The 26,048-nt window shown below is 72.4% G+C and carries 20 protein-coding genes; 5 read left to right on the top strand and 15 right to left on the bottom strand.

The window, feature by feature from the left end; genetic code table 11:
* Nucleotides 1-2: 2 nt before the first annotated feature.
* From ACQ9ZG_RS29100 to ACQ9ZG_RS29040, 13 genes are all read right to left on the bottom strand, one after another.
* Nucleotides 3-851, bottom strand: a complete 849-nt coding sequence (locus tag ACQ9ZG_RS29100; protein WP_109917369.1) for a TatD family hydrolase — start codon at nucleotides 849-851, stop codon at nucleotides 3-5.
* A complete protein-coding gene (locus tag ACQ9ZG_RS29095; protein ID WP_028418627.1) occupies nucleotides 851-1,534 on the bottom strand; it encodes an EboA domain-containing protein in 684 nt (227 codons plus the stop codon). Before ACQ9ZG_RS29095 ends, ACQ9ZG_RS29100 begins: the two co-directional genes overlap by 1 nt.
* Nucleotides 1,528-2,406 (bottom strand): sugar phosphate isomerase/epimerase family protein, encoded by an 879-nt coding sequence (locus ACQ9ZG_RS29090; RefSeq protein WP_109917370.1) that lies wholly within the window; start codon nucleotides 2,404-2,406, stop codon nucleotides 1,528-1,530. Before ACQ9ZG_RS29090 ends, ACQ9ZG_RS29095 begins: the two co-directional genes overlap by 7 nt.
* Nucleotides 2,403-3,536 (bottom strand): SCO3242 family prenyltransferase, encoded by a 1,134-nt coding sequence (locus ACQ9ZG_RS29085; protein ID WP_499281377.1) that lies wholly within the window; start codon nucleotides 3,534-3,536, stop codon nucleotides 2,403-2,405. The genes ACQ9ZG_RS29090 and ACQ9ZG_RS29085 overlap by 4 nt, the downstream gene beginning before the upstream one ends.
* A gap of 158 nt (nucleotides 3,537-3,694) precedes the next feature.
* On the bottom strand, nucleotides 3,695-4,873 hold the full coding sequence (locus ACQ9ZG_RS29080; RefSeq protein ID WP_309076586.1) for an inositol-3-phosphate synthase: 1,179 nt from the start codon (nucleotides 4,871-4,873) through the stop codon (nucleotides 3,695-3,697).
* A 92-nt stretch (nucleotides 4,874-4,965) separates the two neighbouring features.
* A complete protein-coding gene (locus ACQ9ZG_RS29075; RefSeq protein ID WP_109914244.1) occupies nucleotides 4,966-8,685 on the bottom strand; it encodes a ThuA domain-containing protein in 3,720 nt (1,239 codons plus the stop codon).
* Nucleotides 8,686-8,960: 275 nt separating this feature from the next.
* A complete protein-coding gene (locus ACQ9ZG_RS29070; protein WP_028418622.1) occupies nucleotides 8,961-9,965 on the bottom strand; it encodes a sugar phosphate isomerase/epimerase family protein in 1,005 nt (334 codons plus the stop codon).
* Between the two features lie 13 nt (nucleotides 9,966-9,978).
* Entirely contained in the window at nucleotides 9,979-11,130 is a 1,152-nt protein-coding gene (locus ACQ9ZG_RS29065) for a Gfo/Idh/MocA family protein (protein WP_018491893.1), read from the bottom strand.
* 161 nt (nucleotides 11,131-11,291) lie between these two features.
* Complete coding sequence (locus ACQ9ZG_RS29060; protein ID WP_026238208.1) at nucleotides 11,292-12,329, bottom strand: substrate-binding domain-containing protein; 1,038 nt, start codon at nucleotides 12,327-12,329, stop codon at nucleotides 11,292-11,294.
* Between the two features lie 62 nt (nucleotides 12,330-12,391).
* On the bottom strand, nucleotides 12,392-13,453 hold the full coding sequence (locus tag ACQ9ZG_RS29055; protein WP_109914245.1) for an ABC transporter permease: 1,062 nt from the start codon (nucleotides 13,451-13,453) through the stop codon (nucleotides 12,392-12,394).
* Nucleotides 13,450-14,973 (bottom strand): sugar ABC transporter ATP-binding protein, encoded by a 1,524-nt coding sequence (locus tag ACQ9ZG_RS29050; protein WP_026238207.1) that lies wholly within the window; start codon nucleotides 14,971-14,973, stop codon nucleotides 13,450-13,452. The genes ACQ9ZG_RS29055 and ACQ9ZG_RS29050 overlap by 4 nt, the downstream gene beginning before the upstream one ends.
* A gap of 320 nt (nucleotides 14,974-15,293) precedes the next feature.
* Nucleotides 15,294-16,475 (bottom strand): ROK family transcriptional regulator, encoded by a 1,182-nt coding sequence (locus ACQ9ZG_RS29045; RefSeq protein ID WP_028418619.1) that lies wholly within the window; start codon nucleotides 16,473-16,475, stop codon nucleotides 15,294-15,296.
* A 367-nt stretch (nucleotides 16,476-16,842) separates the two neighbouring features.
* On the bottom strand, nucleotides 16,843-17,802 hold the full coding sequence (locus ACQ9ZG_RS29040) for a beta-ketoacyl-ACP synthase III (protein ID WP_028418618.1): 960 nt from the start codon (nucleotides 17,800-17,802) through the stop codon (nucleotides 16,843-16,845).
* 325 nt (nucleotides 17,803-18,127) lie between these two features.
* Between ACQ9ZG_RS29040 and fdhD the strand changes: the two genes are divergently transcribed.
* Nucleotides 18,128-18,976, top strand: a complete 849-nt coding sequence (fdhD, locus tag ACQ9ZG_RS29035; RefSeq protein ID WP_109916144.1) for a formate dehydrogenase accessory sulfurtransferase FdhD — start codon at nucleotides 18,128-18,130, stop codon at nucleotides 18,974-18,976.
* A gap of 92 nt (nucleotides 18,977-19,068) precedes the next feature.
* On the opposite strand, the gene ACQ9ZG_RS29030 is transcribed toward fdhD, so the two are convergent.
* A complete protein-coding gene (locus ACQ9ZG_RS29030) occupies nucleotides 19,069-20,100 on the bottom strand; it encodes a bile acid:sodium symporter family protein (protein ID WP_028418616.1) in 1,032 nt (343 codons plus the stop codon).
* Nucleotides 20,101-20,373: 273 nt separating this feature from the next.
* Here ACQ9ZG_RS29030 and ACQ9ZG_RS29025 point away from each other — a divergent pair, with 273 nt between their 5' ends.
* The 4 genes from ACQ9ZG_RS29025 to ACQ9ZG_RS29010 all read left to right on the top strand — a co-directional run bounded on the left by ACQ9ZG_RS29025 (nucleotide 20,374) and on the right by ACQ9ZG_RS29010 (nucleotide 24,872).
* Nucleotides 20,374-21,261 carry a LysR substrate-binding domain-containing protein gene (locus tag ACQ9ZG_RS29025; RefSeq protein ID WP_499281376.1) on the top strand — a complete coding sequence of 296 codons (888 nt, stop codon included), beginning with the start codon at nucleotides 20,374-20,376 and terminating at the stop codon, nucleotides 21,259-21,261.
* 252 nt (nucleotides 21,262-21,513) lie between these two features.
* Nucleotides 21,514-23,313, top strand: coding sequence for an AMP-dependent synthetase/ligase (locus ACQ9ZG_RS29020; protein WP_026238205.1), 1,800 nt, complete (start codon nucleotides 21,514-21,516; stop codon nucleotides 23,311-23,313).
* A 142-nt stretch (nucleotides 23,314-23,455) separates the two neighbouring features.
* Nucleotides 23,456-24,292 (top strand): aldo/keto reductase, encoded by an 837-nt coding sequence (locus ACQ9ZG_RS29015; protein WP_018491883.1) that lies wholly within the window; start codon nucleotides 23,456-23,458, stop codon nucleotides 24,290-24,292.
* 103 nt (nucleotides 24,293-24,395) lie between these two features.
* Nucleotides 24,396-24,872: an RICIN domain-containing protein gene (locus tag ACQ9ZG_RS29010; protein ID WP_109916089.1), complete on the top strand. Its 477-nt coding sequence runs from the start codon at nucleotides 24,396-24,398 to the stop codon at nucleotides 24,870-24,872.
* A gap of 17 nt (nucleotides 24,873-24,889) precedes the next feature.
* Here ACQ9ZG_RS29010 and ACQ9ZG_RS29005 read toward each other — a convergent pair whose 3' ends face one another.
* A complete protein-coding gene (locus ACQ9ZG_RS29005) occupies nucleotides 24,890-25,840 on the bottom strand; it encodes a class I SAM-dependent methyltransferase (RefSeq protein WP_109916090.1) in 951 nt (316 codons plus the stop codon).
* Nucleotides 25,841-26,048: the final 208 nt, after the last annotated feature.

Here is a 26,048-nt window from a genome sequence, read left to right as displayed (position 1 = left end):
CCTCACTCCCCGCCGCGCAGGATCGAGTTGCCCTCGTGGAGCGCGTCGGGAGCGGGGGTGTCCAGCTGGAGGCGGCCGCTCTGGCCGTAGAAGGCGACGGGGTTGCGCCAGAGGACCTGGTCGACGTCGTCCTCGGTGAATCCGGCCTTCAGCATGGCGTCGGCGACCTTGCGGGTCTTCAGCGGGTCGCTCCTGCCCCAGTCGGCGGCCGAGTTGACGAGCATCTTCTCGGTGCCGTGGTTCTTGAGGATGGTGACCATCCGGTCCTCGTCCATCTTGGTGTCCGGGTAGATGGAGAAGCCGGCCCAGCAGCCGCTGTCAGTGGCGGCCTTTACGGTTGTCTCATTGAGGTGGTCGAGCAGGACGAACTCCGGGGGGAGGTTCGATTCGCGGATGACGTCGATGGTCCGGTGGAGACCGGCGAGCTTGTCGCGGTGCGGGGTGTGGACGAGGGCGGGCAGCCCGTGGTCGGCGGCGAGCTGGAGCTGGGCGGCGAGCGCGTGGTCCTCGGCCGGGGTCATGGAGTCGTAGCCGATCTCCCCGACGGCGACGACGGAGTCCTTGACCAGATAGCGGGGCAGGGCGTCCAGGACGGGGGTGCAGCGGGGGTCGTTCGCCTCCTTGGGGTTGAGGGCGAGCGTGCAGTGGTGCGCGATGCCGTACTGGGAGGCGCGGAAGGGCTCCCAGCCGAGGAGGGCGTCGAAGTAGTCGTAGAAGCTGGCGGGCGAGGTGCGGGGCTGGCCGAGCCAGAAGGAGGGTTCGACGAGGGCGCGGACGCCCGCGTCGTACATCGCCTGATAGTCGTCCGTGGTCCTGGACGTCATGTGGATGTGGGGGTCGAAGATGCGCATCAGGACTCCTCCGTGGGGGCGGCAGGGGTGGCCCGTTCGGGTGCCGGGGCGTGCTCGGGTGCCGGATCGGTGAGGGCGAGGACCGTGCGCAGGCCGGGCGGGACCTCACGGCCGGCGGCGGTGCGTTCGGCGGCGAAGTCGGCCAGCATGCGGGCGAGTTCGGCATCCCCGTGGGCCCGTTCCCCGAGCCGGGCGACGGCGTCCACCGGCACCCCGGTGAAGAGGCACTTCAGCACGGCGTGGCGCCAGGCGTGCGGGGGCAGGTGGGCCGCCGCGTACGGGCCGACGGCGGCGGCGACCAGCCGGGTGTCGTTGGTGCGCAGGGCGTCCTCGACGAGCGGCAGGGCGGTGGCGCCGAGGGCCAGCCGGTCCAGGGTGAGCAGGACGGCCCGGCGTTCGGCGGCGGTGCCCTGTTCGTAGAGCCGGGTGACGGAGGGCAGCGGGGCGCGGGCCTCGATGAGGAGGAGGGAGCGTACGGAGTCGGCGTGCTGCTGACCGCAGTGCCGGCCCGCGGCGGCGAAGCGCAGTTCCCACGCGGGCGGGGCGGTCCCGTCGGTGTCGGGCCCGTCGGCCGCCGCCTCGTCGGCTGTGGCGTGGTGGGCGGCCTCGGTCAGGGCCGTGTCGAGCCAGGCACGGGCGGGGGCGTCGAGTTCGGCGTCGAGTTCCTTGCGGGTCTTCAGCACGGTGCGCCGCCTTTCCTGGTGCCGGTCGCGCCTCTGGTCATGGCGTCGCGCAGGAAGTCGATGGAGGTGCGGGCGAGTTCGGGGCCCGCGTGGGAGTGCCGGGGCAGCTCGACGACGGTGAGGCCCTGGTAGCCGGTGGCGGCGAGGGCGGCGAGTACGGGCGGGAAGTCGATCTCGCCGTCGCCGAAGGGGAGGTGCTCGTGGACTCCGCGCCGCATGTCCTCGATCTGGACGTGCCGGAGCCAGGGGGCGGAGTCCCTGACGCACTGGGCGGGGGTGGCCTCCTCCAGGCACTGGCAGTGGCCGATGTCGAGGGTGAGGCCGAGGGAGGGCGGGTCGCCCAGGAGGCCCCGGAGGTGGTGGAAGTCCGCGAGGGTGGCGAGGAGGTGACCGGGTTCGGGCTCGATGGCGAGGGGGACGCCGGTGCGGTCGGCGGCGTCGAGTACGGGGGTGATCGCTTCGGTCAGCCGCTTCCAGGCGGTCTCCGGTGCGGTGCCGGGCGGGGTGATGCCGCTGAAGCAGTGGACGGCGTGCGCGCCTAGTTCGGCGGCCACGTCGACCGCCCGGACGAGCAGCGCGGTGCGGGCGGCGCGGGCCTCGGGGTCCGGGTCGAGGAGGGAGGGGCCGTGCTTGCGGCGCGGGTCCAGGACGTAGCGGGCCCCGGTCTCGACGGTGACCCGGAGCCCGAGGGAGGTGAGCCGGCGGCCGACGAGTCGGGTCCGCTCGGTGAGGTCCGGGGCCAGCGGGTCCAGGTGCATGTGGTCGAGCGTCAGCCCGACGCCCGCGTAGCCGAGGTCCGCGAGGAGCCCCAGGGCGTCGTCGAGGCGGAGGTCGGTGAGCCCGTTGGTGCCGTAGCCGAGGTGGAGGGTCATGTGGGGCTCACCTTCCGGGCGAGGGCGCGGGCAAGAGGGACGAGGGCCATCACGGCGAGGCCGGAGCCGGGCGCTCCGTTCCGGGCGGCGAGCGCCGCCTGGAGCGGGATCATGGCCCGGATGCCTCCGCCGACCGCCCGCTGGGTGAGGGGCGGGGACGGGTTGAGCGCGGCGTGCAGGAGGGGTGGCCCGGCGGTACGGAGGTAGGCGCCGGTGAACGCGGTGAGCAGGAGGTCGGCGGGGGTGAGGTGGTGGGGACGGGCCGGTCCGTGCGCGCCCGGCCCCTGGGCCGGCACGGCCCGGTGTGTGCCGGGCCCTCCCGCCGGTACGGGCAGGTGCTCCATGGCCCATCCCGCCCGCGCGGGCCGGTGCTCTCCCGGGCTGTTCGTCCGGGCGGTCCGGTGCTCCCCCGCTCGCCCGGCCCGGGCCGCCCGGTCCGCCGGGGTCCGCGTCCGGGCCGCCCGGTCCGCCATGAGTACGGCCGTACCCAGCGCGCCCGTGGTGGCCAGGACCGCGAGCGGTACGGCGGTGGAGCCGCCCTGTGCCTCGTGGCGGGAGACCGCGGTGACGCCGTAGGTGTGCGCCCCGAGCACGAGGGCGGCGGGGAGGGGGCCGCGGACGAACGCGACCCGTGCGGCAACGTTGTCGGCCTCGCCCCGCGGGGTCGCGGCCGTGCCGCCCCCCGCGGCCGTAGCCGTCGCCGTCGCTCCCAGCAGGAGGTCGAGGGAGCGGGCCGCGGCCATCGCCGCCGGGCCCGCCTTCGTGTGCTTCAGCCGGAGGTCGTAGGCCCAGACCGTGGCGGCCAGGCCGGTGGCGACCGCGAGCGCCGGGCGGCCGGCCCGTGCCGCGAGGGCCAGACCCGCCGCCGTCAGGAGCCCGGCCGCGCCCAGGGCGGCGGCCGGACTGACGCGGCCCGAGGGGATCGGCCGGTGCGGGCGGTCGACGGCGTCCTCCTCGCGGTCCGCCCAGTCGTTGAGCGCCATGCCCGCCTCGTACAGGCAGAGCGAGGCGCCGACCGCGAGTGCCGTGCCCCGGCCGGGACCACGGCCCACCGCCGCGGCCCCGGCCAGTGCGTCACCCGGCACGGAGAACAGCGCGGAGACCCGGAACAGTTCGCTCCAGGCCCACACCGTGTCCCCTCTCCCGCGTCCGGGGGACGGCCGGCGCCTGTCCGGTGCGGGCGCAGTCCCACCCGCACCGGACAGGCCGTCTTCGGAGGTGCGGCCCGGGGCCCTCGCGGGCGCCCGCAGGCCGGCGCCCAGCAGCGGCAGGGCCCGCAGCAGCCGCCTCACGCCATGCCCCGCAGCCGCTCGGCGAAGGCCAGCAGGGTGGCGTACTGCTCCGCGAGCGCGGCCGAGGTGCCGCCGTCCGGGTCCTTGAAGTAGAAGCCCAGCTCGGGCCGGGGCCCGCTGAGGCCCGCCTCGTGGGCGCGGGCCAGCAGCCGGGCCAGGTCCAGGACGAGCGGGGCGGCGAGGGCCGAGTCGCACCCCTGCCAGATGGTCTGGAGGATCATCCGGGAGCCGAGGAAGCCGTCGAAGGCGATGTGGTCCCAGGCCGTCTTCCACTCCCCCATCGCGGGCACGTCGTCGATGTGGACCTCGCCCTCGGGTGCGGTGCCGAAGGTGTCGGCGAGGACGCGTTCCTTGCCCGCGTTCTTGGCGGCGGCCGCCGCCGGGTCGGCCAGGGCCGCCCCGTCCCCGCCGCCCAGCAGGTTCGACCCGGACCAGGCCCGGACGGGCAGGGCGCGCTGGAGGAACATCGGGGCGAGCACGGAGCGCAGGAGCGTCTGGCCGGTCTTGCCGTCGCGTCCCGCATGGGGAAGTCCGCAGGCGGCGACGTCGTCGGCCAGCTGGGGAGAGCGCAGGCCGGTGGAGGGGGTGAAGTTGACGTAGGAGCAGCCGGCCCGGAGGGCGGCGGCCGCGTAGAGGGAGCTGGCGGGGAGCCCCGGGTCGCCGGGGCCGGGGGCGGGTTCGGTGGAGGCGACGTTGACGACGACGGTGCGGGCCAGGTCGTTGCGGTGGGCGAAGTCGGTGAGGTCGGCGGCGAACGCGGCGATGAGCTGCTGGTCGGTGCGGGTGTCGCCGGGACGGGGGCCGCCGGGGCGGATCTCGGCGTCGGCGGCGTCGAGTTCGGCGCGTACGGCGGTGGGGAGGCGGTGGGGCAGTACGCCGCCTTCGGCCAGCGCCTCGGCCCGTTTGGCGAGGGGGCAGTCCAGGGTGTCGTGGCCGCCGAAGACCAGGGAGGTCAGGGGCGGCAGCCCGGTGTCGGCGAAGGGGGGCGTCTCGGTGACCATGCCGGTGGGCGGGTGGAGGCCCGCCGCGATGGCCGCGCACCCCGCGGTGGCGGTGGTGGCGACGGAGCCGCGCGCTCCGATGAACCAGACGCCTGTCCGGTGGCCTGGGCTGTCGGCTCCACGGCGTGAACTCTCCGTGGGCGTAAGGCCTTCACGAGCGGCGTGTGCGGTCACGGGCTGCCTCCCTGGGCGATGAGGGGTGGAGGACGGCGGGCGGGGGAAGGTCGGGGTGCTCCCCCCGCCCGTCGTCGGCAGAGGCGGCCGCCCTACGTCGAGGGCAGCTCCTTCAGTTGGATGTTGCGGAAGGAAACGTGGTCGTCGGGCCCGTGGTTCTGGAGTCCGATGTAGCCGTTCTTCAGGCTGCGGGCCGGGTCGGTGTTGGTGAAGTCGTTGATCTTCGCTCCGTTGAGGAAGATCTGCAGACGTTCACCCTGGACCTTGATCTCGTAGCTGTTCCACTGCCCCGGCGGCCGCAGGACGCGGTCACGGGCCTTGATGTTGGCCGACTTGAATCCGTAGACGGCACCGGTGGTGCGGTCGGCGGAGTCGGTGGCGTCGATCTGGATCTCGTAGCCGTTGTTCACGGCCGACCAGGGGTCGTCGGACATCGGGAAGCCCACGAAGACACCGGAGTTGTCGTCACCGGCCATCTTCCAGTCCAGCTTGAGCGAGTACGCCTTCAGCTCCTTGGCCTGGTAGGTGAGCAGGCCCATGCCGCCCTCGGAGTGCAGGGCGCCGTCACTGACGGTGAACTTGCCGGGGCCGGCCTGCTTCCACCCTTCCAGCGTCTTGCCGTTGAAGAGGGGCCGGTAGTCCTTGTTCGGCTTGCAGTCGGCCTTGACCTGGCCGGTGGCGTAGCGCAGGCCGCCGGAGAGGTGCTGGCGGAAGGCCGTCTCCGCGTAGGACTCCTTGGTGTGGCCGAGTCCGGTGTAGAAGGAGCGGCCGCCCTGGTAGGTCTGGCACCAGGAGATCGGGTGGTCCCCCTTCATGTTGCCGCCGGTGTAGGTGGTCTCGTCGAGGGTGGCCAGCACCTTCGCCTGGTCACGGGGGTTGGTGCGGTAGTTGTACCACTCGTCGGTGCGCTCCCACTCCTCGTCCAGGTGCGCGGTGGCCGGATGGTCGTGGTCCTCGACGCGGACGGTGGCGGGCTGGATCTGCGGGTGGGAGTCGAAGTAGGCGCCGACGAGCCCGCCGTAGAACTCCCAGTCGTACTCGGTGTCGGCGGCCGCGTGGATGCCGACGTAACCGCCGCCGGTGGCCACGTAGTTCTCGAAGGCCTTCTGCTGGTCGGCGTTGAGGACGTCACCGGTGGTGGAGAGGAAGGCGACGGCGTCGTAGCGGGCGAGGTTGCTGGTGGTGAACTGGGCGGCGGACTCGGTGGAGTCGACCGTGATGTTGGTGTCCTTGCCGATCTCCTTCAGCGCGGCGATGCCGGCCGGGATGGAGTCATGGCGGAATCCGGCGGTCTTGGAGAAGACCAGGACGCGCTTGGCGGTCTTGTCGACGGGGGTGTTGGAGAGTTCGAAGTCGTCGATGTCGTAGAGGGCTCCGTCGCCGCCCTTGAAGACGAGGAAGAGTTCGGTCTGCTTCTTCGGTGCTCCGCGCAGCGGGATGTCGATGTCCTGGAAGGTGTCCCAGCTGCCGGTCACCGGGACCGGGCCCGAGCCGAGGATCTTGCCGGTGGGCGATCCGGTGCGGACTTCGAGGAAGCCGCCGGAACCGGCCGACGAGACACGGGCGGTGAGCTTGGTGGTGCCGGCCAGCACGTAGGTCTTGAAGGAGATCCAGTCGTCGTTGTGGATGTCCCCGACGGTCTTGCCGCCGTGGGCGCTCGCCTTGCTCGGTGTGGTGACGCCGAAGGAGTTGTCGTAGTGCTCGGCCTGCCGGTGCCGGGGCTGGAGGCGCGCCTGGTCCCGGCCGGTCAGCTTGGCCTGGCCGCCACCGCCGTTGTCGGTGTAGGTGGCCGAAATGCCGCCGTAGATGTTGGCGTTGGGGTCGTGGCCGCCTTCCATGGCGGTCTTGATGGTGCCTTCGCAGCCGTGCTCGGTGGTGATGTCGTGGCCGTGGCTGTCGTGGCCCAGGGTGAACTTGACCTCGACCTTCGTGCAGTCGATGGTCCCGTCCTCGGGATCGCTGACGTTCACCTTGAACGGGACGGAGTCACCGAACTCGAAGAGCTGGCCGTCCTCGGGGAGCACCAGTTCCACGGTCGGGGCGGTGTTGCCGACGGTGATGTGGACGCTGGCCGAGCCGGTGCGACCGGTCGGGTCCTCGGCGGTGACGGTCGCCACGTACGTGCCGTTCTTCTTGTACGTGTACGTGGGGTTGGCGGCCGTGGAGGTGCCGCCGTCACCGAAGTCCCAGGAGTACGTGAGCGGGTCGCCGTCGCCGTCGGAGGTGCCGGCGGAGGAGAACTTCACCTTCAGGGGCGCGGTCCCGGAGGTCTTGTTCGCCGAGGCCTCCGCGATGGGCGAGCGGCCTCCGGTGGCGTTCTCGATGCGGTAGAGCGCGGAGTTCTCGTCGCCGCCGAACCAGGCGAGGCCGTAGTCCAGGACGTACAGCGCCCCGTCGGGGCCGAAGGCCATGTCCATGATCTGGGTGCCGGACCACGGCACGTCGTTGATGGACTGGACGGTGCCGTCGGCGTCCTGCTCGATCCGCTTGATCCAGCGGCGGCCGAACTCACCGGCGAAGAAGTCGCCGTCGTACGCCTCGGGGAACTTGACCGGGGAGTCGAGGTCGGCGTCGTAGCGGTAGACCGGTCCGCCCATGGGGGACTCGGAGCCGGAGCCGAACTCGGGCAGCGAACCGCCGTCGTACGGGATCCAGGCGGCCTCGGCGGGCGGCAGGTCGACCAGGCCGGTGTTGTGCGGCGACTCGTTCTTCGGGTTCGCGCAGTCGAAGGCGGCGCCGGAGACCTTGGTGGCGAAGTCGTAGTCGATGTAGGGCTCGTTGTCGCCGACGCAGTAGGGCCAGCCGAAGTTGCCGGCCTTCGTCACCCGGGCGAACTCGACCTTGCCGGAGGGGCCGCGCTGGGCGTCGGCCGCGCCCGCGTCGGGGCCGTAGTCACCGACGTACACGATGCCGGTGGCCTGGTCGACGGAGAAGCGGAACGGGTTGCGGAAGCCCATCGCGTAGATCTCGGGGCGGGTCTTGTCCGTGCCGGGCTCGAAGAGGTTGCCCTCGGGGACGGTGTACGAGCCGTCCTCGGCCACCTTGATGCGCAGGATCTTGCCGCGCAGGTCGTTGGTGTTGCCGGAGGTGCGCTGGGCGTCGAACGCCGGGTTGCGGTCCGGGCGTTCGTCGATCGGGGTGAAGCCGTCGGAGGCGAAGGGGTTGGTGTCGTCGCCGGTCGAGAGGTAGAGGTTGCCGTCCTTGTCGAAGTCGATGTCACCGCCGACGTGGCAGCAGATGCCGCGCGAGGTGGGGACGTCGAGGACCTTCTTCTCGCTGGCGGTGTCGAGCGTGCCGTCCTCGTTGAGCACGAAGCGGGAGAGCCGGTTGACACCGTCGAACTTCGCGAAGTCGGCGGCGGTGCCGGTCTCCGGCGCGTCGCCGGGCGGGGTGTCCAACGGGGGTGCGTAGAAGAGGTAGATGGCCCGGTTCTCGGCGAAGTCGGGGTCGACGCCGATGCCTTGGAGGCCTTCCTCGTCGTGTGTGTACACGGGGAGGGTGCCGGAGATCCTGGTGTTGCCGGCGCTGTCGGTGATCCGCAGCTCGCCGCCGCGCGAGGTGTGCAGGACGCTGCGGTCGGGGAGGACGGCGAGCGACATGGGCTCGCCGGTCTCATCCACGCCCTTGGCGAGGGTGACCTGCTGGAAGTCCTCCGCCACCGGCGTGTCGTGGCCCGGGTGGCCGGGGTGGGCGGTGGCGCCGGGGGCGGAGCCGAGGGTCAGGGTGGCGGCGGTGAGCAGGCCGCCGGTGAAGAGCGCGAGCGCTTTGCGGACGCGGGTCCGGGCCAGGAGCCGCTTTCTGGTTCTGTGCACGTGGTCCTCCGGAGAGTGCCGGTTGTACGGGCGGATGTAGCCGTGCCGTGCCGCGCGGGGACTGCCGCGCGTGCGGCACCGGGGACGGGAGTGACCCCGGTGACGCGAGTCATGTCGTGTACACGCTGAGGACGGTAGACCTGTTCGTCCGGGACGGAAAGCCCTTGTGCAAGGGTTGGGCCGAACTTCTGCTTCCGTCAGGACAAAGAGGATTCCGGGCAGGGCGGGGCGGCCCCGGGGCACCTCGTGGAGCCCCGGGGCCGCTCCGCCGGGATCTACTCGCCGCCGCCGAAGGCCGCGTCGAAGGAGGCCGCCGGCGGGTCGAAGTCGTACCGTTTCAGGCTGGCCAGCGCTTCCGGGGCGCCGGTGAGCCGGTCCATGCCCGCGTCCTCCCACTCGACCGAGACGGGCCCCTCGTAGCCGATGGACCGGAGCATCCGGAACACGTCCTCCCAGGGCACGTCGCCGTGCCCGGCGGAGACGAAGTCCCAGCCGCGCCGGGGGTCGCCCCACGGCAGGTGGGACCCGAGGCGCCCGTTGCGGCCGTCCAGCCGCTTGCGGGCCTCCTTGCAGTCCACGTGGTAGATCCGGTCCCGGAAGTCGTAGAGGAAGCCCACCGGGTCCAGGTCCTGCCAGACGAAGTGGCTCGGGTCGAAGTTCAGCCCGAACGCGGGCCGGTGGCCGACCGCTTCGAGCGCGCGCTTGGTGGTCCAGTAGTCGTACGCGATCTCGCTCGGGTGCACCTCGTGGGCGAAGCGCACCCCCTCCGCGTCGAAGACGTCCAGGACCGGGTTCCAGCGCTCCGCGAAGTCCTCGTAGCCGCGTTCGATCATGTGCGGCGGGACCGGCGGGAACATCGCGACCAGGTGCCAGATCGAGGAGCCGGTGAACCCGACGACCGTGTCGACCCCGAAGGCGGCGGCCGCGCGCGCGGTGTCCGCGATCTCGGCGGCGGCCCGCTGCCGCACCCCTTCGGCCTCCCCGTCGCCCCAGATGCGGGCGGGCAGGATGCCCTGGTGGCGTTCGTCGATCGGATGGTCGCAGACGGCCTGTCCCACCAGGTGGTTGGAGATGGCGAAGCACTTCAGGCCGTACTTGTCGAGCAGTTGGTGCCTGCTCTTCAGATAGCCGGGGTCGGCGAGTGCCTTGTCGACCTCGAAGTGATCGCCCCAGCAGGCGAGTTCGAGCCCGTCGTAGCCGAAGTCCCGGGCGTGCTTGCAGACCTCCTCCAGAGGGAGGTCGGCCCACTGGCCGGTGAAGAGGGTGAAGGGGCGGGGCATGGGCGGGGACCTCCTAGGAGGGGACGGCGGTGTGTACGGAGTTCTTGGCGGCGCTCTCCTCGACCGCGGCGAGCACCCGCTGCACCTGGAGTCCGTCCGCGAACGAGGGCCGGGGCTCGGTGCCTTCGGCGATCGTGCGGATCACGTCACGGGCCTGGTGGACGAAGGTGTGCTCGTAGCCGAGGCCGTGGCCCGGCGGCCACCAGGCCTCCAGGTAGGGGTGTTCGGGCTCGGTGACCAGGATGCGGCGGAAGCCGGAGGTGGCGGCCGGCTCGGTGTGGTCGTGGAAGGACAGCTCGTTGAGCCGCTCCAGATCGAAGGCGAGCGAGCCCAGCTCTCCGTTGATCTCCAGCCGCAGCGCGTTCTTGCGCCCCGCCGCCATCCGGGTCGCCTCGAAGGAGGCGAGCGCCCCGGAGGCGAGGCGGCCGGTGAACAACGCGGCGTCGTCCACGGTCACTTCGCCCAGCTCGGCGGTGTCCGCGCGGCCGGAGAGCCCGGCGGACGCCCCGGCGAGCAGGGGCCGCTCCCGTACGAAGGTCTCGGCCACGGCGGAGACGCCCGTCAGCAGCTCCCCCGCCAGGTACTGGGCGAGGTCGACGATGTGCGCCCCCAGGTCGCCCAGCGCCCCCGACCCGGCGTGCTCGCGCTTGAGCCGCCAGGTGAGCGGGGAGGCCGGATCGACCAGCCAGTCCTGGAGATAGCTGGCGCGTACGTGGCGCAGGGTGCCGAGCCGGCCGTCCGCGATGAGCTGCCGGGCGTAGGTGATGGCGGGCACCTTGCGGTAGTTGAAGCCCACGATCGCCACCTGGCCCCGGGCCCTCGCCGCCTCGGCGGCCCGGACCATCGCCTCCGCCTCGGCCACCGTGTTGGCGAGCGGCTTCTCGCACAGCACGTGCTTGCCCGCCTCCAGGGCGGCGATGGCGATCTCCGCATGGCTGTCACCCGGGGTGCAGATGTCGACCAGCTGCACATCGTCCCGGGCGATCAGCGCCCGCCAGTCGGTCTCGGCGGCCGCCCAGCCGTGCCGGGCGGCCGCGGCGTCGACCTTCGCCCGGTCGCGCCCGCAGATCGCGGCGAGAGCGGGGCGCACCGGCAGGTCGAAGACGTGTCCGGCGGTACGCCACCCCTGGGAGTGGGCGGCGCCCATGAACGCGTAGCCGACCATGCCGACCCCGAGCGTCCCGAGCGCCTGCCCCGATGGCGGCGCCGGTGTCCCGGTCTGCGCTTCCGTCCCCTGCTCTTGACTACGGGCCATGCGGACTTCCTCCTCGTCGGTGTGCGGTAACGGGCCGGGGGACGCGCTCGCCGCGCCCCCCGGAGTCCCGGTCAGTTGAAGCCCGTCGGCAGGTACTGGTCGATGTTGTCCTTCGTCACCACCGCCGAGTACAGGGTCAGGGAGGTCGGGATCTCCATCTCGGAGAGGCCGCCGATGCCCTTGCCCTGGCCGAGCGCCCGGGCCAGGTCGATGGCGGACGCGGCCATCGTCGGCGGGTAGAGGACGGTCGCCTTGATGACGGAGTTGTCGGCCTTGATGGCGTCCATGGCGGACTTGGCGCCGGCGCCGCCCACCATGATGAACTCGTCGCGGCCCGCCTGCTGGATGGCGCGGAGCGCGCCCACGCCCTGGTCGTCGTCGTGGTTCCACAGGGCGTCGAACTGCTTCTGCGCCTGGAGGAGCTGGGCCATCTTCGCCTGGCCCGACTCGACGGTGAAGTCGGCAGCCTGACGGGCCACCAGCTTGATGTTGGGGTAGTTCTTCAGCGCGTCCTTGAAGCCCTGGCTGCGCTGCTTGGTGAGCTCCAGGTTGTCGATCCCGGCCAGCTCGACGACCTTGGCGTCCGCCTTGTCCTTGAGCTGTTCCCCGATGTAGTGGCCGGCGTTGAGCCCCATGCCGTAGTTGTCGCCGCCGACCCAGCAGCGGTACGCCTGCGGGGAGGCGAAGATCCGGTCCAGGTTGACGACGGGGATGCCCGCCTTCATCGCCTCCAGGCCGACCTGGGTGAGCGCCTTGCCGTCGGCGGGGAGGATGACGAGGACGTCGACCTTCTTGTTGATGAGGGTCTTGACCTGGCCGATCTGGGCGGCGGTGTCGTTGGAGCCCTCGGTGATCTCCAGCGTCACCTCGGAGTACTTCTCCGCCCGGGACTTGGCGTTGACGTTGATCGCGTTGAGCCAGCCGTGGTCGGCCTGCGGTCCGGCGAAACCGATGGTGACGGGCTTGCCCGGCTGGTCGTCGGCGGCGGGCTGGCTGTTGCCGGCCGGCTCGGCGCTCTTGGGCTCGTTGCTGGTGCAGGCGGTCAGGAGCGCGCCCGCGGAGAGGGCGGTGGCTCCGAACAGCAGCCCTCTGCGGCTGGTCTCTGGCATGGCGGTGGAACCCTTCATCCGGTGGGTGACGTACGAAGTGCGGCTCTCGGTAAGGCGGTTGGTCAGGTGTCGGCGCCACGAAGAGTGCGGCGCTGGACCAGGACGGCGGCCACGATGATGGCGCCCTTGGCGATCTGCTGGACGTCGCTCTGGAGGTTGTTGAGCGCGAAGATGTTGGTGATGGTGGTGAAGATCAGGACGCCGAGGACCGAGCCGACGATGGTGCCGCGCCCGCCGCTGAGCAGGGTGCCGCCGATGATCGCGGCGGCGATGGCGTCGAGTTCGTACAGGTTGCCGTTGGTGTTCTGGCCGGAGCCGGAGAGCACGATCAGCATGAAGGCGGCGATGCCGCAGCAGAGTCCGGAGAGGACGTAGAGGTAGAGGCGCTGGCGGCGGACGTCGATCCCGGCGAGCCGGGCCGCCTCCGCGTTGCCGCCGACGGCGACCGTGCGGCGGCCGAAGGTGGTGCGGTTGAGGATCAGCCAGCCGATGACGGTGACGGCGGCGAACATGATGACCAGCGGCGGGACCCCGAGGATGTAGGAGTCCGGCAGCCCCAGGCTCAGGACCGAATCGACGGTGACGATCTGCGTCTTGCCGTCGGTGATCATGAGGGCGAGTCCGCGCGCCGAGGCGAGCATGGCGAGCGTCGCGATGAACGGGACCATCCCCCCGTACGCGATGAGCACACCGTTCACCAGTCCGGCGGCGACGCCGACGATCACGGCGGTGAAGGCGATGCCCGCGAAGCCGTACTCCTGGGTGGCCAGGGTGGTCGCCCAGACCGAGGCGAGGGCGACCATCGCGCCGACGGAGAGGTCGATGCCGCCGCTGGTGATGACGAAGGTCATCCCGACGGTGACGACCCCGATGACGGAGGCCTGCGTCAGGATCAGCTGGAGGTTCCCGGTGTCGAGGAAGGCACCGGGTTCGGTGATCCCGCCGACCAGGACGAGGGCGGCGAGGACGCCGAGCAGGGACAGGATCCGGACGTCGAGCCGCAGTCCGAGGCCGGGCCTTGCGCCACCGGTCTTCACCGGGGGCGGGCCGGCGGGGCCGGCGGGGCCGGCGGGGGCCCCCTTCTCCGGCCCGTTGTGCTGCGCCGACGGGGCGGGCTGTGTCATGGCGTCGGGCTCCCTTCCATCACGAGGTCGAGTACGCGGTGCTCGTCCAGCTCCTGGGCGGGGGCCGTGTGCACGACCTGGCCCTCCCGGAGCACCAGCACCCGGTCGGCGAGGCCCAGGACTTCGGGCACTTCGCTGGAGACGAGCAGGACGGCGAGGCCTTCGTCGGCCAGCCGGCGGATCACGGCGTACAGCTCGGCGCGGGCGCCGACGTCGACGCCCCGGGTGGGTTCGTCGAGCAGCAGCACCCGGCAGCCGCGCAGCAGCCAGCGGGCGAGGACGGCTTTCTGCTGGTTGCCGCCGGAGAGGGTGCGGATCAGGGCGTCCGGGATGTCCGGGCGCAGGGAGAGTTCACGGGTGGCCTCCCGCGCGGACCGCCGCTCGCCGCCCCGGTCGATCCAGCCCAGCCGGGCGAACCGGGAGAGGGAGGAGACGGAGACGTTGCGGGTGACGGACTCGGTCATCAGCAGCGCCTGGGCCTTGCGCTCCTCGGGGGCGAGGCCGATCCCGGCGGCGACGGCGGCCCGGACACTGCCGGTGCGCAGCTGCCTGCCCGCGACGGTGACGGTGCCGGTGGTCGCCTTGCGGGCGCCGTAGATCGTCTCCAGGATCTCGGAGCGGCCGGAGCCGACGAGACCGGCGAGGCCGACGATCTCACCGGGCCGCAGTTCGAGGTCGACGGGCGCGAACTCCCCCTCGCGGGAGAGCCCTTGGACCCGGAGGACGGGTTCGGCGGTGGGCGCGGCGGCCTCGGCCGGGCGGGGCGGGAAGACGTACTCGACATCGCGGCCGGTCATCATGGCAACGATGTCGCGTGTCGGCGTCTCTGCTGCGGGGAGCCCGACCGCGACCGCCCGGCCGTCCTTCAGCACGGTGACCCGGTCGCCGATGCGGCGGATCTCCTCCAGGCGGTGGGAGATGTAGACGACGGCGACCCCGTCGGCGGTGAGGCCGTCGACGATGCGGAAGAGGTTGTCGACCTCGTCGGGGTCGAGTGCGGCGGAGGGCTCGTCCATCACGATGAGCCGGACGTCGTGGGAGAGCGCCCGCGCCATGGAGACGATCTGCTGCTGGGCGGCGGAGAGCTGCCCGACGGGACGGGCGGGGTCGATCTCCGGGTGGCCGAGCCGGGCCAGCAGCGCCTTCGCGGCGAGGCGCCCCTCCCCCGTACGGACGATGAAGCCCGCGCTGGTCGGTTCGTGGCCGAGGAAGACGTTCTCCGCGACCGACAGCCCTTCCACCAGGTCGAGTTCCTGGTAGATCGTGGCGATTCCCAGGCGCATGGCGGCGATCGGGGACTTGAGCCGGACGGCTTCGCCGCGCCAGGTGATCTCACCGTCGTCCGGCTGGTGGGCTCCGGCGAGCACCTTGATCAGGGTGGACTTGCCCGCTCCGTTCTGGCCGAGGAGGCAGTGGACCTCGCCGGCCTGGACCTCGAGGTCGACGCCGTCCAGGGCGCGTACGCCGGGGAAGGACTTGGTGATGCCGGACATGGTGAGCAGGGGTGGTTCTGGTGCCATGACGAATCCCCTCGGCGGATGGGGTCTCCCCCGGCCGCCGGCTGGTGCCGGGCGTGCGGGGAGGGGCCGGTGAGCGGGCGGGGCGCGCAGCGCGGGCGGTGCCGTGGAGCCGGCGGCACTGCGAGCGGCTGCTGCTGACGGGGTACGTGACGCGTACCTGACCAGTGCGGTGGTGCGTACGGTGACGGGTGCGGGGTACTGGGGGTGGCGCGGGGCGCCGGGGTGGTGGCTGGGGCGGTGCTGGGCGTGGGGTGCTCGGTGGGGCGGTGCCGGGTGTGGTGCCGGCGTGGGGTGCTCGGGCGGGCCGGGGCCCGGTGCGGTCAGGCCGGGGAGAAGAGGTGGTCGCTGATGAGGCGGGCCGCGCCGATCACTCCGGCGGTGGGACCCAACTCACCCAGCACGATGGGGAGGTTGCCGGTGGCCAGGGGCAGGGACTGCCGGTAGACCTGGGTGCGGACACTGGCGAGGAGGTTGTGACCGAGGCCGGTGACCCCGCCGCCGATCACCACCAGACCGGGATTGAAGAAGCTCACGAGGCTCGCGATGACCTGGCCGAGCCGGTTGCCGCCTTCGCGGATGAGGTCGAGCGCCGCCGCGTCCCCGGCCGCCGCGGCGGCGGCCACGTCGGCGGCGGTGAGGCGGCCGGCCGCCTCCAGTCGGGCGGCCAGCTCGGGCGAGCGGCCCTCACGGGCGGCGTCCTCCGCGTCGCGGGCCAGGGCGGCCCCGCTGAAGTGGGCTTCCAGGCAGCCCTTGTTGCCGCAGGCGCAGGGACGGCCGTCCGGGTCCACCTGGATGTGCCCGATGTCCCCGGCACTGCCCGTCGTCCCCCGGTAGACCTCACCGCCGACGACGATCCCGCAGCCGATCCCCGTACCGATCTTGACGCAGAGGAAGTCGCCCACGGAACGGGCGACGCCCGCGTGCTGCTCCCCCATCGCCATGAGGTTCACGTCGTTGTCGACCATGACCGGGCAGCCCAGGTCCTGGCTGAGCGCCTCACGGACCGGGAACCCGTCCCAGCCGGGCATGATCGGCGGTGCGACCGGCACGCCTTCGGGGAAGCGGACGGGGCCGGGGACCCCGATGCCCGCGCCGTCGAACCCCTCGGCGAGGCCGGAGGCGCGGAGCTTGGCCGCCATCGCCAGGACCTGCTCGAAGACGGCGACGGGCCCCTCGCGTACGTCCATCGGCTGGTTGAGATGCCCCAGGACCTCCAACTCCGCGTTGGTGACGGCGACATCGATGGAAGTGGCCCCGATATCGACCCCGAGGAACCGCAGTTCGGGGGCGAGCCGGATGTTGTGCGAGCGGCGCCCGCCACGGGATGCGGCGAGTCCGTCGGCCACCACGAGACCGGTCTCCAGCAGCCGGTCCACCTCGACGGCGAGCTTGGAGCGCGAGAGTTCGACCTGATCGCCCAGCTGGGCACGGGAGTTGGGGCCCCCGTCGCGCAGCAGCCGGAGCAGCCGTGCCTGATGCGCGTTCGCGGGTCGTGCCGTCATGCGTCTCACGCGTCCCTCCCCGCCACATCCGGCCAGTCCGTCGGGCTTTCGAGGGGAACGTAGCAGCGCTTTCCCGGAGGGGGAAGAAGTTGCGCAGGAATCCGCCCCAACTTTCTCCACACTGAGGACAAAGCCGGGGCGGGGGCGTCGGCGACAGGCGGGGCGGGGAGCCCGGGGGCGGGCGGAGCGGTCAGGGATGCGCCCCGGGAGAGGGGCCGGAGAGGTAGGCGTCGGGAGAGGTCAGGGGCGCACGCCAGGGGCGGTCGGGACAGTCAGGGGCGTACGCCGGGGGTGGTCGAGGACGGTCAGGGGCGGTCAGCGGCGTACGTCAGGGGCAGTCAGGACAGTCAGGGGCGGTCAGGGGCGGTCAGGGGCAGCGGATGACCTGTCCGGCGTACGAGAGGTTCCCGCCGAAGCCGAAGAGCAGCACCGGCGCCCCGGCGGCGATCTCGCCGCGCTCGACGAGCTTGGAGAGCGCCATCGGGATGGAGGCGGCGGAGGTGTTGCCGGAGTCGACCACGTCCCGCGCGATGACCGCGTTGACCGCGCCGATCTTCCGGGCCACCGGCTCGATGATCCGCAGGTTGGCCTGGTGCAGGACGACGGCGGCCAGCTCCTCCGGGGCGACCCCGGCCTTCTCGCAGACCTGGCGGGCGATGGGGGGCAGCTGGGTGGTGGCCCAGCGGTAGACGGACTGGCCCTCCTGCGCGAAGCGCGGCGGCGTCCCCTCGATCCGTACGGCGTTGCCCATCTCCGGCACCGACCCCCACAGCACCGGTCCGATCCCCGGGCCGCCGGGCGTGTCGGGGGCGGACGGGTCGGCGGTGACGACGGCGGCGCCCGCGCCGTCGCCGAGCAGGACGCAGGTGGAGCGGTCGGTCCAGTCGGCGATGTCGCCCATCTTGTCGGCCCCGATGACCAGCGCGCGGGTCGCCGCCCCGGCCCGGATCGTGTGGTCGGCCATGGCCAGGGCGTGGGTGAAGCCCGAACAGACGACGTTGATGTCCAGCACGGCCGGCGACCCCATGGAGAGCCGGGCCGCGACCCGGGCCGCCATGCTCGGGGAGCGGTCGATGGCGGTGGAGGTGGCCACCAGGACCAGATCGATGTCGGAGGGCTGGAGACCCGCCGACGCCAGCGCCTTCGCACCGGCGTGCGCGGCCAGCTCGTCGACCGGCTCGTCGGGGCCGCCCACGTGCCGGGTCTTGATCCCGACCCGGCTCGTGATCCACTCGTCGCTCGTGTCGACCATGGCCGCCAGGTCGTCGTTGGTGAGCACCTTGGCGGGCTGGTAGTGGCCGAGCGCCACGACACGTGAGCCGGTCATACGGGTTCCCATCGTTGCGTAGGGCAGGAATCACCCAGTCTTGGTGGCTACCGCCCGGTACGAGGGCACGTGATCCCACAGGAATCCGGCCCGCGCGTTGGAGCATTGACAACACTCCCGCGCCCGTGCTGGGACGCTTTCCTCCGTTACGGGAGGGGCGCGCCCCGGCCATGGGAGGGTTCGCGTTCCGGCCACGTCGGCGTCCCGCCCCCGTCCTGCGACAGGGTGACGCGGGTGCAGGACAATGGCGGGGCCGGGCTTCGCCCCCACCCACGGCCGGGGCTCCGCGCACCGCATGGTCACCGACAGAATCGGGTTCAGCCTCATGGGACGGGTCACCGAGCGCCGCCGCACCCTCCGCATCCGGGACGGTGCCGTCTCCTCCCGCGCCGACACGCTCGTGGCGGAGGAGCCCCTGGAGATCCGGCTCAACGGGAAACCGCTGGCCATCACCATGCGCACCCCCGGTGACGACTTCGCGCTGGCCGCCGGGTTCCTGGTCAGCGAGGGCGTGATCGCCGGCGGGGACGAGGTGCGGTCGATCGTCTACTGCGCCGGGGCGACCGCGGACGGGGTGAACACGTACAACGTGGTGGACGTGCAGCTCGCCCCCGGTGTCGTCGTGCCCGACATCACGCTGGAGCGGAACGTCTACACCACCTCCTCGTGCGGCCTGTGCGGCAAGGCCAGCCTGGACGCGGTCCGGACGAGCACCCGCCATCCGGTCGGTGAGGCTCCGCCGGTCCGCCTCACGCCCGCGCTGCTCGCCGCCCTCCCGGACCGGCTGCGGGCCGCGCAGAAGGTCTTCGACCGGACCGGCGGGCTGCACGCGGCGGCCCTCTTCTCCGAGGCGGGCGAACTGCTGGACGTGCGGGAGGACGTGGGGCGGCACAACGCGGTCGACAAGCTGGTGGGGCGGGCGCTGACGGACGGCCGGCTGCCGCTGTCGCGGGCGGTCCTGCTGGTCTCGGGGCGGGCCTCGTTCGAGCTGGCCCAGAAGGCGGTGATGGCCGGGATCCCGGTGCTCGCCGCGGTCTCGGCGCCGTCCTCGCTGGCGGTGGACCTGGCGGCGGAGAGCGGGCTGACGCTGGTGGGATTCCTGCGGGGCGGGTCGATGAACGTGTACGCGGGTGAGCACCGGATCGCGCTGGAGGCGGAGGCCGGGCGGGACTGAGGCCCCCGACCGGGGCTCCGCCCCACGTCCCGTCCTCCGTACGCGAGGAACCTCCGTACGGGAGGGACCTCCGTACGGGAGGGACCTCCGTCTCAGGGGGCGGCGGCCGGTGCGGGTTCCCGGTGCCGCGGCCGCTCCTCGGGCCGCTCCGGGTCGCGCGAGCGGCGTTTGGCGATGACCGCGCAGACCATCAGCTGCATCTGGTGGAAGAGCATCAGCGGCAGGACGGCGAGGCTCGCGTGCGCCCCGAAGAGCACGCTCGCCATCGGCAGCCCCGCCGCCAGGCTCTTCTTCGACCCGGCGAACTGGATGGCGATCCGGTCCGCCCGGTCGAAGCCGAGCCGCCGCGCCCCGTACCAGGTCAGGGCGAGCATCACGGCCAGCAGGACCGCCTCGGCGGCGAGCAGGGCGCCGAGCCGGGCGGGGGTGACCTGGCTCCAGACTCCGGCGACCATGCCCTCGCTGAACGCGGTGTAGACGACCAGCAGGATCGAGCCCCGGTCCACCAGCCCCAGCACCTTCTTGTGCCGGGTGAGGAAACCGCCGACCCAGCGGCGCAGGATCTGCCCCGCGAGGAACGGCACGAGCAGCTGGACCACGATCTTCAGCAGCGAGTCGGCCGAGAGACCGCCGCCCGCGGAGCCGAGGAGGAGCGCGGCCAGCAGCGGGGTGAGGAGGATCCCGGCGAGGCTGGAGAAGGACCCGGCGCAGATCGCGGCGGGCACGTTGCCCCGGGCGATCGAGGTGAAGGCGATCGAGGACTGGATCGTCGAGGGTACGAGGCAGAGGAAGAGGAAGCCCGCCTGGAGTTCGGGCGTCAGGACGTACGGCACCAGTCCCCCGCTCGCCAGCCCCAGCAGCGGGAACACCAGGAACGTGCAGGCCAGGACGGTGAGGTGGAGCCGCCAGTGCTTCAGCCCGTCGAGCGCCTCGGCCGTGGAGAGCCGGGCCCCGTAGAGGAAGAAGAGCAGGGCGACCGCCCCGGTGGAGGCCCCGCCCGCCACCTCGGCCGCGGTGCCGCGCGCGGGGAGCAGGGCGGCGACGACGACCGTGCCGACGAGCGCCAGGATGTAGGCGTCGACCGGCAGCCAGGACGGCAGGGCGAGGGTGCGGCGGCGGGTCATGTGCTCCTGCGGCTTCTCTGCGGGGGGGGGGGCGGCTGTGGCTTCTCGGGGTCGTCGACGGGCAATTCGGGGCTGCGGCTTTCGGGGTCGTCGGCGGGTGATCGGCGGCTACGGCTTCTCGGGGCCGTCGGCCGCCGCGTTCTCCGAAGCGCGTGGGCGGCTCCGGGGTTCCGGACGCGCCCCACCATCCTGCCCCTCGCCCGGCGATCGGGAATCCCTCATACCGCTCTGACTGTCATCACGTATCGCGATGAAGCGCGCTAGCGTGGACCCGTGGAAACCTCCTACGACCCGGTCCAGCTCCGCACCTTCCTCGCCGTCGCCCAGACCCTGAGCTTCACCCAGGCCGCCCGCCGGCTCGGGATCCGCCAGTCCACGGTCAGCCAGCAGGTGCGGCGGCTGGAGGAGGCGGCCGGGCGGCAGCTGTTCGCCCGGGACACCCACCGGGTCGACCTGACCGAGGACGGCGAGGCCATGCTCGGCTTCGCGAGGACGATCCTGCGGGCGCACGAGCGTGCCGCGGCCTTCTTCGCGGGCACCCGGCTGCGCGGCCGGCTCCGCTTCGGGGCCTCCGAGGACTTCGTGCTGACCCGGCTGCCGGAGATCCTGGAGGCCTTCCGGCGCGACCACCCGGACGTCGAACTGGAACTCACGGTGGAGCTGTCCGGAACCCTGCACCGGCAGCTGGAGGCGGGCCGGCTGGACCTGGTGCTGGCCAAGCGGAGGACCGGGGACAGCCATGGCGAGCTGGTCTGGCAGGACGCGCTGGACTGGATCGGCGCCCCGCGGCTGCGGATCGACCCGGAACGTCCGGTGCCGCTCATCGTCTTCCCGCCGCCCGGCATCACCCGGGCCCGGGCCCTGGAGGTGCTGGAGGAGCACGGCCGGTCCTGGCGGATCGCCTGTACGAGCACGAGCCTGAGCGCCCTGGTCGCGGCGGCGCGGGCGGGGCTCGGCGTGATGGTGCACTCGCGGGGGCTGATCCCACCGGGGCTCGTACCGGTTCCGGCCCGGGCCGGGCTTCCGGAGCCGGGCGGCGTGGACTTCGTCCTGCTCCACGGGGACCGGCGGGGCGCGGCCCAGGAGGCGGCGGACGCGCTGGCCGGGGCGATCCTGGCGGGCGGTGACCGGCTGCACCGGGGCCTTCGCGGCCGGGAGTGACGTCCGGGGGCGCGGACGGAGTGCCGCCGGGAGTCGGATTCGGTGGAGATTTGGCCGCGAGCCGCTTACGCCGCCGTCAGAAGTCCGCCCGGGCGTTGCCCATCTGGCCGGATTTCGACGGTTGACCTCGGTGAATGCCACGTTTTACGTGGGGTTCGGCCACTCCCGCCGGGCCCCCGGTTGGGGTAGCGTCGCGGCGCTGTGCGGAGCGCCCGGAGGAGCAGGTCATTGCGTGAATTCACGGTCCCACCGCTGGCCGCGCCGCCGCTGGTGGGCGGTCTGGCCGACGCGGTCTTCGACCACGCGGAGGACGATCCGCAGCGGATCGCGTTCGGCCGCAAGGACGCGGCCGGACAGTGGCGGGACGTGACGTCGGAGGCGTTCCGCGACGAGGTACTGGCCCTGGCCAAGGGGCTGATCGCCCATGGGGTCCGGTTCGGCGACCGGGTCGCGCTCATGTCCCGTACCCGCTACGAGTGGACGCTCTTCGACTTCGCGCTCTGGTCGGTGGGCGCCCAGTCGGTGCCGATATACCCGACCTCCTCCGCCGAGCAGGTCCTCTGGATACTGCACGACGCCGAAGCGGTGGCGGTGATGGTCGAGCACGAGGACCACGCGATGACGGTGGGCTCGGTGATCGACCGGCTGCCGCGGCTGCAGCGGCTGTGGCAGCTGGACGCGGGCGCGGTGGGCGAGCTGCTCGACGCGGGGACGGCGGTCGACGACGAGGTGGTGCACCGGCACCGGCGGGCGGTGACGCCCGAGTCCGTGGCGACGGTGATCTACACCTCGGGCACGACGGGCCGCCCCAAGGGGTGCGTGATCACGCATGCGGGCTTCATGTTCGAGAGCGACACGATGGCCGCCCGCTGGGAGCCGGTGTTCCACTCCCGGCCCGGCGACGAGGCGGCCACGCTGCTCTTCCTCCCGCTGGCGCACGTCTTCGGCCGGATGGTGGAGGTCGCGGCGGTACGCGGACGGGTCCGGCTCGGCCACCAGCCGGAACTGTCGGCGAACGCGCTGATGCCGGACCTGATGACGTTCCGGCCCACCTTCATCCTGGCGGTGCCGTACATCTTCGAGAAGGTCTTCAACGGTGCCCGGCGCAAGGCCGAGGCGGAGGGCAGGGCCGGGCCGTTCGACAAGGCCGTGGACATCGCGGTGAAGTACGCGGAGGCGCTGGAGCTGAGGGCCTTCGGCCTCGGCCCCGGGCCGTCGGCGGGGCTGCGGGTGCAGCACCAGTTCTTCGACAAGGTGGTCTACAAGAAGGTCCGCGACGCGATGGGCGGCCGGGTGCGGCACGCGATGTCGGGCGGCTCGGGCATGAACCGCCGGCTCGGCCTGTTCTTCGCGGGGGCCGGGGTGACCGTCTTCGAGGGGTACGGGCTGACGGAGTCGACCGCGGCCGCCACCGCCAACCCGCCCGAGCGCACCCGGTACGGCACGGTCGGGCAGCCCGTCCCCGGCACGTCGGTGCACATCGCGGACGACGGCGAGGTGTGGCTGCACGGCCCGAACGTCTTCTCCGGCTATCTGAACGATCCGGCGGCGACCCGGGCCGCGCTCCAGGACGGCTGGCTGGCCACCGGGGACCTGGGCGCGCTGGACGAGGACGGCTACCTCACGATCACCGGGCGGAAGAAGGAGATCCTGGTGACGTCGGGCGGCAAGAGCGTCTCCCCGGCCGGCCTGGAGGAGCGCGTCCGGGCGCATCCCCTGGTCGCCCAGTGCATCGTCGTCGGCAACGACCGCCCGTACATCGCGGCGCTCGTCACCCTCGACCAGGAGTCCGTGGACCACTGGCTCGCCATGCAGGGCCGCCCTCCGCTCCCGCCCGCCGACCTGGTGCGCGACCCGGACCTGGAGATGGAGGTCCGCCGGGCGGTGGTGGCCGCCAACACGGCGGTGTCGCAGGCCGAGTCCATCCGTACGTTCCGGATCCTGGCCCATCCGTTCACCGAGGAGCTGGGGCTGCTGACCCCCTCGCTGAAGCTGAAGCGCAAGGCCATCGAGGCGGCGTACGGCGTCGAGGTCGACGCGCTCTACCACTGACGGCGGACGCGCCCCACCGCTGACGGCACGCCCCCTCCGGACCGTTCCGGACCATTCCGGATCATGGAACGGGAATGCCCCGGCGCGCCCGCTCGTTGTCGTAGGGAGTACCCAAACCGACGACGTAAAGGATCGACCGCTCGTGAGCCAGGTCCCCTCCATCACCCTCAACAACGGCCTCGACATGCCGCAGCTCGGTTTCGGTGTCTGGCAGGTGCCGGACGACGAGGCGGCGAAGGCGGTCGCGAAGGCCATCGAGTCCGGGTACCGGTCCATCGACACCGCCGCGATCTACGAGAACGAGACGGGCACCGGCAAGGCCGTCGCCGCCTCCGGTGTCGCCCGCGACGAGCTGTTCATCACCACGAAGCTGTGGAACAGCGAGCACGGGTACGACAGCACGCTGCGCGCCTTCGACGCCTCGCTCGACAAGCTCGGCCTGGACTACGTCGACCTGTATCTGATCCACTGGCCGGTCCCGGCCAAGGACGCCGCCACCGACACGTACCGCGCGTTCGAGAAGATCTACGCCGACGGCCGCGCCAAGGCCATCGGTGTGTCGAACTTCCGGCCCGAGCACCTGAAGCGGCTGCTGGACGAGACCTCGGTGGTCCCCGTCCTCAACCAGATCGAGCTGCACCCGCAGTTCCAGCAGGCCGAGGCGCGCGCCTTCCACGCCGAGCACTCCATCGCCACCGAGGCCTGGTCGCCGCTGGGCCAGGGCAAGGGCCTCCTGGAGGTGCCGACGGTCGTCGCCATCGCCCGGAAGCACGGCCGTACGCCGGCCCAGGTGGTCCTGCGCTGGCATCTGCAGACCGGGAACATCGTGATCCCGAAGTCCGTGACCCCGTCGCGGATCGAGGAGAACATCGACGTGTTCGGCTTCGAGCTGGACGCCGACGACCTCGCCGCCTTCGCGGCCCTGGACGAGGGCAAGCGCCTCGGCCCGGACCCGGCGGAGTTCAACGTCGGCGCCTGAGCACCGGGCGCCCCGGCGCCCCCACCGTCACGGCGGTGGGGGCGCCGTCGTCGGTCCGCGGCCCCGCACCACATCGGCCCCACGTCCCGGGAGTGAACAGAGCATGAGCAGCGATCCGGCGCCCGTCGTCGAGGCGGGCACCTACCGGCTGCGCAATGTCGGCAGCGGCCTGGTGCTGGAGGTGTACGGAGCCGCCAAGGGCAGTGGGGCCCGGGTGCAGCAGGGCCGGGAGGAGGCCGGGGACGCGACCCACCAGCGGTGGCGGCTCTCCCCGGTCCACGAGGGCGCGTCCCTCTACCACCTGGTCAACGCGCACAGCGACAAGCGGCTGGACGTGGCGGGCGCCGACACGGCGAACGGTGTCCGCATCCAGCAGTGGAAGGCCAACAACTTCGGCGCCCAGGAGTGGCTGATCGAGCAGCATCCGGAGGCGCCGGGGACGGTGACGCTGGTGAGCTTCATCAGCGGGCTCGTCATGGAGGTCGCGGACGGCTCCACCGAGGAGGGCGGGACGGTCCAGCAGTGGGAGGACACCGACTCCCCCTTCCAGTGGTGGCGGCTGGAGCCGGTGTCCTCCTGACCGGGCCCCGGCGGGGGTCAGTCCCGGCGGCCGAGGTGGACCGTGCGGGCGGTGAGCAGATAGACGTCCGGCCGCTGGTGGACGCCTTCGGGGTCCTCGGGGTCCAGCAGCCGTTCCAGTACGGCGCGGTCCTCGGCGTCGAGGAGTTCACCGAAGACCTCGTACTCCCGGGTCAGCTTGGCGATCACATGCTCGCGGGCGGGCGCGGAGAGCGGGGCCGGCAGGTCGAGCAGGAAGCTGCGGGTGCCCTGCGGGGCCAGCCCGACCGCCGCGATCAGGGCGCTCCAGTCCTCCGCCTCGCGCTTGCTGTCCGGGAGTTCGGTCCGCATCCGGTCGAACCGGGCGGCGGAGGCGGCGTCCAGCCGGGCCTCCAGGCCGGGCCGCCCGATGCCGATGTCCCGGGGCAGCCGCCGGGTGGGCAGCCCGCCCTCCAGGAGGGCCACCGTCCCGCCGGGGCGCAGGAGTTCCGCGAATCCGGCGAGGGCAGCGCGCTGATCACCCATGTGGTGCAGGGAGTTACCGGCCCAGATGAGATCGGCCTCGCCCAACCGGCCCGCGTCCTGAGGGAGTTCGGCCTTCACCGTACGGAACCGGTCGCTCACGCCGAGCCGCCGGGCACGGTCCGCCGCCCGCTCCAGCAGGGCGGGCGTGGGGTCCACGGCGACGACCTCGGCCTCGGGGAACACCTCGGCCAGCAGACAGGTGACGACACCGGGACCGCTGCCGATGTCCAGCACCCGGCGCACCTTCGGCGCGGTCGGCAGGGCGGCGATCCAGCGGGCGGCCTCCTCGTACGGGCCGCTGTTCAGCTCGGCCTCCTGCTCCAGCATCGGGCCCATGACGTCCCAGTCGAACTCCGTACCGGCGCCCGCGGCACCGGAGCCGTGCGTGTGCGTGTGCGAGTGACCGGCGCCGTGGGAGTGGGGGTGCGGGTCCTGGTGGCCGTCTCCGGCGTGGCTGCTGTTCATGGCGCCACCCTCGCCGCGGGTCAGCGCCCGGGCAAGTTCTGTTGCCGTCCCGGCAAGTCGGCGCGGCGCTCCTGCGGCCGTGGCGGCCGGAAGCCGCGGCGCACGGCTGAACGGGAGTGGAGCCCTCCGGTATCTGCGGGTCGGAGGGTACACCCTCGGTACGCCCCGGGAACATTGCTGCGACAGAAGCCTGACCGACATATTGCCG

The organism is Streptomyces araujoniae, assembly GCF_050871195.1.
Classification (GTDB): Bacteria; Actinomycetota; Actinomycetes; order Streptomycetales; family Streptomycetaceae; genus Streptomyces; species Streptomyces bacillaris.
Note: the sequence above shows the minus strand (reverse complement) of the source record. Positions and strands in the feature narration are given on the sequence as shown.